8 protein-coding genes are annotated in these 5,786 nt (G+C 47.3%); all 8 read right to left on the bottom strand.

Translation table 11 applies throughout. The features are described from left to right. Positions 1–146: 146 nt before the first annotated feature. Positions 147–374 carry a DUF5348 domain-containing protein gene (locus PKO02S_RS31465; protein ID WP_127589161.1) on the bottom strand — a complete coding sequence of 76 codons (228 nt, stop codon included), beginning with the start codon at positions 372–374 and terminating at the stop codon, positions 147–149. A 5-nt stretch (positions 375–379) separates the two neighbouring features. After that, positions 380–1,183: an ExeA family protein gene (locus tag PKO02S_RS31460; RefSeq protein ID WP_127589159.1), complete on the bottom strand. Its 804-nt coding sequence runs from the start codon at positions 1,181–1,183 to the stop codon at positions 380–382. After that, positions 1,176–2,564: a DDE-type integrase/transposase/recombinase gene (locus tag PKO02S_RS31455; protein WP_164821813.1), complete on the bottom strand. Its 1,389-nt coding sequence runs from the start codon at positions 2,562–2,564 to the stop codon at positions 1,176–1,178. Before PKO02S_RS31455 ends, PKO02S_RS31460 begins: the two co-directional genes overlap by 8 nt. Positions 2,565–2,741: 177 nt before the next feature. Further along, positions 2,742–3,296, bottom strand: a complete 555-nt coding sequence (locus PKO02S_RS34060) for a DUF6431 domain-containing protein (protein WP_373865259.1) — start codon at positions 3,294–3,296, stop codon at positions 2,742–2,744. 509 nt (positions 3,297–3,805) lie between these two features. After that, on the bottom strand, positions 3,806–4,213 hold the full coding sequence (locus PKO02S_RS31445) for a hypothetical protein (RefSeq protein ID WP_127589153.1): 408 nt from the start codon (positions 4,211–4,213) through the stop codon (positions 3,806–3,808). Positions 4,214–4,465: 252 nt separating this feature from the next. Continuing rightward, positions 4,466–5,230, bottom strand: coding sequence for a YomU family phage tail tube protein (locus tag PKO02S_RS31440; protein WP_127589151.1), 765 nt, complete (start codon positions 5,228–5,230; stop codon positions 4,466–4,468). A 130-nt stretch (positions 5,231–5,360) separates the two neighbouring features. Beyond that, the gene (locus PKO02S_RS31435) at positions 5,361–5,480 is read right to left on the bottom strand and encodes a DUF4368 domain-containing protein (RefSeq protein ID WP_281280491.1); all 120 of its coding nucleotides are present in this window, start codon (positions 5,478–5,480) and stop codon (positions 5,361–5,363) included. Further along, complete coding sequence (locus PKO02S_RS33725; RefSeq protein WP_218033982.1) at positions 5,470–5,526, bottom strand: hypothetical protein; 57 nt, start codon at positions 5,524–5,526, stop codon at positions 5,470–5,472. The genes PKO02S_RS31435 and PKO02S_RS33725 overlap by 11 nt, the downstream gene beginning before the upstream one ends. Positions 5,527–5,786 lie beyond the last annotated feature (260 nt).

Genomic DNA, 5,786 nt, shown 5'->3' with positions numbered 1-5,786 from the left:
TGTCATCAGCCACTTACTTTGACGGTGAATTCGGAACCGCCATTGACGGTGGCTTTTTGCTTTCGTCACCGCCACATATTCAGGCGATCGAATAACGGCGTCATGGCTGTCGGCAACAAAAAAAGACCTGCTCCAGAGAACAGGCTTTAAAAAATCGGCTTAACTCGGTACGTGGCTTGCCGGTGTAACCAGAACCTCGCTTCACCAAACTTCACGTACCATTCGGTATCGAGCTCGAGGTTGGACGGGAGGAAGTACTCGCCAACCTGAAACAGCATGGCATCTCCGCAATGGAGGGAGTAAAGCAGCCCGGTGCCGCTGTACACCCTCCAGCATTCGCTTTCCCCGTGAAATCGCAGTTCGTAGGCTTCCATCTCCCTCACTGCTCCTTAAATTCCGTCAGCACACGGTTTAAGTGAAGCGCATCGATCAGCTTGTCCTTACGAAGAACGGCTTCAAGCAAAGCGGCCGTACAGACGTTGTTAATTTCCCGGCTTATCCCACGCGTATGCGCATAAATCGCATCCATTGCTTCCGTCGTGAACACCGGATGCGTGCTGCCGGCTACTTCGAGGTGGTGCCCGATGTAATCTCGGGTCTCTTGTAAGGAGAGCCCCTCCAAGTGGAAACGGATGTTCATCCGCTGAGTAATCGGCCGAAAAACTCGAAGCTGCAGGGTCGCTTGCAATTCCGGTTGCCCGATCAAGAGCAGTGCCAGCGGGGATACCGAATCCATTTGAAAGTTCGTCAGAAATCGAATCTCCTGTAGCATATCGCCGGTGAGAAGGTGCGCCTCGTCGACCACAATGACGGCCACTTTCTGCTGGGTGTCGTACAGATCCCATACCAGATGCTGAAACTGCCGTTTTGCCTCACTGCGTAAAAATTTCGGCGGCAAACCAAAGTGGTGCAAGAGCTCCCGGTAGAAGTCCCTTGGCTTTAGATGCGCATCAGACAAGTAAATGAACCGGTATTTGTTCGCATCCAGTTGGTCTTTCAGATAGCGGATGGCCGTAGACTTCCCACAACCGATCTCGCCGGTGACGCAACCAATGGCCCGTGTCATGACCATGTACTGCATTCGTGCCACACATTCCTCGAAACGCGGAGAGCGATGGAGATGCCGCGTCTCGATCTCTCTTGTAAACGGCGTGCGCTCCCAGCCAAAGAAACGTTTAATCATGGCCGTTCCCTACCTTCATCGCCAGCGAGAGCGCTGCCCCTTGTGCCTCACGATGCTGCCTTCGTTGTTCTTCCACCAAGAGCTCGACATAGTTGAGTCCGGTTTGGGGAGGCGGTGGGGCGGCCCTTTCCGTCTCGGGCTTCTTGGTGTTTCGCTTTGGATCTCGCAACTTCAGCGGTTTGGCGTCCTCACAACGAATGCCATCGCTCCATACCTGGATCAGACTGAGATCATGCGGGTCGAACCGAACCTGCACCGATGTGCGGGCCAGTTTGGTTTCCACCTCAAAGGGTTGGCCGAGTAAGGAGATACAACCCGTTTTATCCGCCTTGCGGGTTTCCTCGAGCAGAAACACGAGGGCGAGTTCGTGGGGCGGGATTGTCCGGATCGGGTGATCATCTTTTTGGTACCGATCGACCGGACGCTGTTTGAAACTGTTATGAATCTTCTGGTGGTAAGCAATCTCGAGCCACGCGGAGAAGAAACGGTTTAAGTCGGCTAACGTTTGGATCTTGCCTTGTTCAATCAGGCCATACGCTTCTGGCACAAAGCTCTGGTCCACGAAACGAAAGAACTTCTCTTGCTTCCCGCGTCCTTGGGGGCGTCCAGGGCGACTGTGCCGAAGCTCGGTCCCCAATCGCCCGCAGATTCGTTCGAAGTGGTGCGACGAGTAGATAGCACCGTTATCGACATAAATCGTTTCCGGAATGCCGTGCTTGAGGATCGCCTTCTTCATGCAGTCCTCCAGTCGCGCCACGCGTTCTTCGAAATAGAATTGGCCGTGCAGCACATAGCGCGAGTAATCGTCGATGAAGATAACGAGGTAAGCCAACGCTTTTTTGCCTGGTTTATCCGGATGCGGCAGATGGAGGGTATGCTGCACATCGCCTTGCCAGAGGGCGTTGCGATGCGTCGCCTCAAAGCGGCGGAATTCGCTCCAACTGCTGTTTAGCAAGGCCTTGCGTGTCATACCGCGGTGCCGAAGCTGCTTGCTGAGCGTGCTTTCCTTGAGTGTCCCCGGTTCGACGAACCGAGCCAATTCCAAGATGGCGATGAGCTGCCGGACGCTGCGGCCGGGCTGCTCTTGTTTAAGGGCGATCGCCTTCGTGAGGACATCCTTCGGAATCTCTCGGGCCTGCAGCTTGTCTGCCCGAACCGAGGGAAGGAGTGCTTCCCAGCCGCCTGTTCGGTAGTCGTGAACGTACCGTTCGAGTGTTCGGAGACTAACCCGTTTTTCCCCTCCATCAGTTGCTTTGTACACATGGCTGGCAATTTCCCGCATTAAAGCCATTTGTTCGCCCGCCTCCAACTTCCGGCTGACGATCGGTGCGATCAAGCCATAACGAAAGTTGGCGATCGCCTGTCGTTCCTGGTCGTTCATGAAATCGTCTCCTCTCTGTCCAAGTCTCAGACAGTATCCCATAGGTACCGGGGGCCTGAGGAGGAGGCATATGTTGTGGGATTCGGGCGGAATCGGCAGGATTTTCCTGTCTTCGATGGGCGTTAAAGCGGCGTTTGACGTTTGTATGGCTTAATGGCGGGACGAAAAGAAGCTGGGTTAGAGAAACCCCGGACCCGGCAATTGCGGATTGAGCCATGACCCAACCCCCTGTCTCCAAAGGGGAGCAGGGGTATAGAGGGCTACCAGTTGTTGAAGCCAAATGAGCGTATCCACGGGCTTGGCCGCCACTCGGGAAGGATACGTCTGGAGAAGGTCTCCATCGAATCCGGAGGAGATCAACTGCTCAGCAATCCATAAGGAGACGGAAGAGGCCGTTTGGAGGTGACGTCTCCACCATCTCTTGATCGTGCTGTGGGAGTAACGAACAGCCGGTACGGTCGTCGTTGTCCTCACTTGTCGATACGAGAATCCCCGTAGTTTCCGGGTAATCGCCGCCTCCCGGACCCAGGTTGCAAAGCGTGCCCATGGCACCAGGAAATCCGGCAGCAGAGATGTGGTTTTCCCGCAGTCGGGACAGTACAGACGGTAGATGGGAATCTGTTCAAGACGATATTTCGTCGTCACGGATCGGTAGTAGCGTCCATGCTTATGAAGAGAGTGTCCGCACGTTTCGCAACAGAGTTTGATCTCGGGTGCTCGCTCCCCATACATACGTAAATAAGCCTTGCATGAACGGCCAAAGTGGAGTATCTTAGACATGTGTTTTGAGAGAATGCTCCCGATGCTCCTCGCCAAAAGGTTCCTTTTTTATAAACAAAATAGCCTAATCCTCCGTCATTGTACAGAAGGGATTAGGCTATTGGCGGTGAATTGATGGGATGGCTGCCGCCATTCCGAATGGCGAATTCCTGCTCTTTCGCCGACAAACAATCCGGCGGCGAACAGGTACCCTCTCTGCACACCTAACAAACACCGGGTGACTTCTCATCCAGCTCATAGTTTGATACAATGACCATGTTGAGTTGGGGATGCATCCCGTGAGCCTGTTCCCGCAGGCCCACATCCATGGGAAGCATCCTTTTCCTTTTCTGTGATACGGTCATTATATTCAGCAACTCTCGGACAGGCAACCCCATCAGCAATTGGGCATTATGTTTCAGCGGCAACAGTCCACAATCTTTTTGCAACTGTTGCAGATTTTTTTATAAACTGGCTATTTCTTATTTTTCCAATCGACTTATACCATTAAAATAATTTTTTATTGATTGATTTGAAGTTTTAATTTTATCGTCTTCTTTGCTATCTTTGTATGATTGATAAATTCCATAACTTATTTCAAGGATTTCTATATCGAGTACTGTTGATGCTTGATCCTCACTTAACCGAGGATTATCGTCATATTGATTCAAATATGTTTTAATCATATTTGTTTCATCTTGTGTAAATGGCTCTAATTTGTCTTTCTTACTTGAAAAAAGCTTAACCAAATTTTGAGTATCGCGCTCAAAATTATCAATACTTCCAGTCGGTAAAGGTTTTTGTGATACTTCAACTTCGTGTCCAGCACATCCTGAAACAATAATAGATGTGAATATTAATAAGAATATTACCAGTTTTCTAGCGAACATGTTTTCACACTCCTGTTAATTGTTATATCAATTTTACAGGATATTTTTGTTAATTGGCAACGAATAAAGTGGTACTTTATATTCCACCAGCCCAAAACTGAGAGTAGTCACCTTATCAATGCTGATAGCTAGTCAGTCCTATTCTTTTGAGTGGAAATCTTTATTCCACTTTTAAAAAGACGAATTTTCATCTGTTTAAAAGAAAAATAAAAAAGAGAGGGAATTAACCCTCTCTGCAAATCACCAAATAGTTTATGCAATTGGAATACGCAACGACTTACCTACAACAGTAGAACTTGAAGGCTTAACAACGCGTAAATTGAATGAAGTGGTGCTTGCCTCTTTTGCAGATGCAGTAGAAATTGTGAAATTACCCGAAGGAATTGCACGATCAAAATGCCATTGCAATTTGGCGACTGCTTCCTCTGTTTCGGACTCAATTTCTAGTGTTTCAAGTACAGCTTTCACACCCTTAGCAAAGATGCTGTTATCAATCAAAATAGTCTGAGTTTGGGCATTTGTAGTATATGTATATGTTCGAACTTCAACCTTCTGACCAGCTACAACTCCAGATGTAAAAGTGACAGTTGAACCAGAAACGGTAAACGTGCTAATTTTTGTACCACTCTCATCATAAATGGCTACAGACCCAGTATCATTTGGAGTTGCAGCCAATGTAATTGTTGGAGTTGCACCAATTGCTTCGTACCACATAGGCATGGAATATGCTGTTCCGGCACCTGTTGTAATAGTTTGGCCAAGAATCACTCTTTCTTCACCATGTTCAACATACTCAGGTACATCGTATGTGTATAATACTCTTCTAATAGCATTTGTATTTTGTATGAAAAAAAATGGTTGCTCATAGGTTCCGACAGCTACAACAAAAGGATTATTCTTACATTCAGGATTCTCTGAATAGTCCCTTGTGTACTTACCATACTTTTCCTTAATTGCTTGCAAAATCCGAGGAGTTGCACGACTTACAATCTTCTCATAATCAGTGTACTCCTCCAATACTTGAGGATCGTTAAATATTTTTTCTCTGCCATGAATTCAACACTTTTTGTATAGTCATATCGTTTTGAATTGATAAAAAATTTTTATGCAGTTTCTTTTCATTAAACAATGGTTTAAAAAGATCCACTTATTTTACCTCCTTGTTAGGATAGTTCAGTTTTTCACAAATTAATCCGACGAATCGGTAGTAAATTTCAATGCGCTGTACGCGCTTGCCGTTTATCTTCTCGGCATCATTACACCACAACCTTGTCAATCAGTTCATTCAATATCGCTTTTGTTAATTCCTTCATATCCGTATAATGCTTTTCAGTTAACTTCTGGTGATGTCACAAACATCGCAAATGTAACGTTATACAAAGTAAATACTAGTTTGAGGGAGGGCCAAAGTTGCTAGAACAGGAAACATTACATGCCTTTGTTAACGGAGATGAGAGAGCACTTGAAGAAGTAATAGATACGTATAGCAAGTCACTTCTTCGATACTGTATCTCCATTTTATGTGATGTTGAAGAGGCAAAGGATGTTTTGCAAGATACCTTTATTAAAGCAT

Origin of the sequence: Paenibacillus koleovorans NBRC 103111 (genome assembly GCF_004000845.1) — a bacterium.
Classification (GTDB): Bacteria; Bacillota; Bacilli; order Paenibacillales; family NBRC-103111; genus Paenibacillus_AA; species Paenibacillus_AA koleovorans.
Note: the sequence above shows the minus strand (reverse complement) of the source record. Positions and strands in the feature narration are given on the sequence as shown.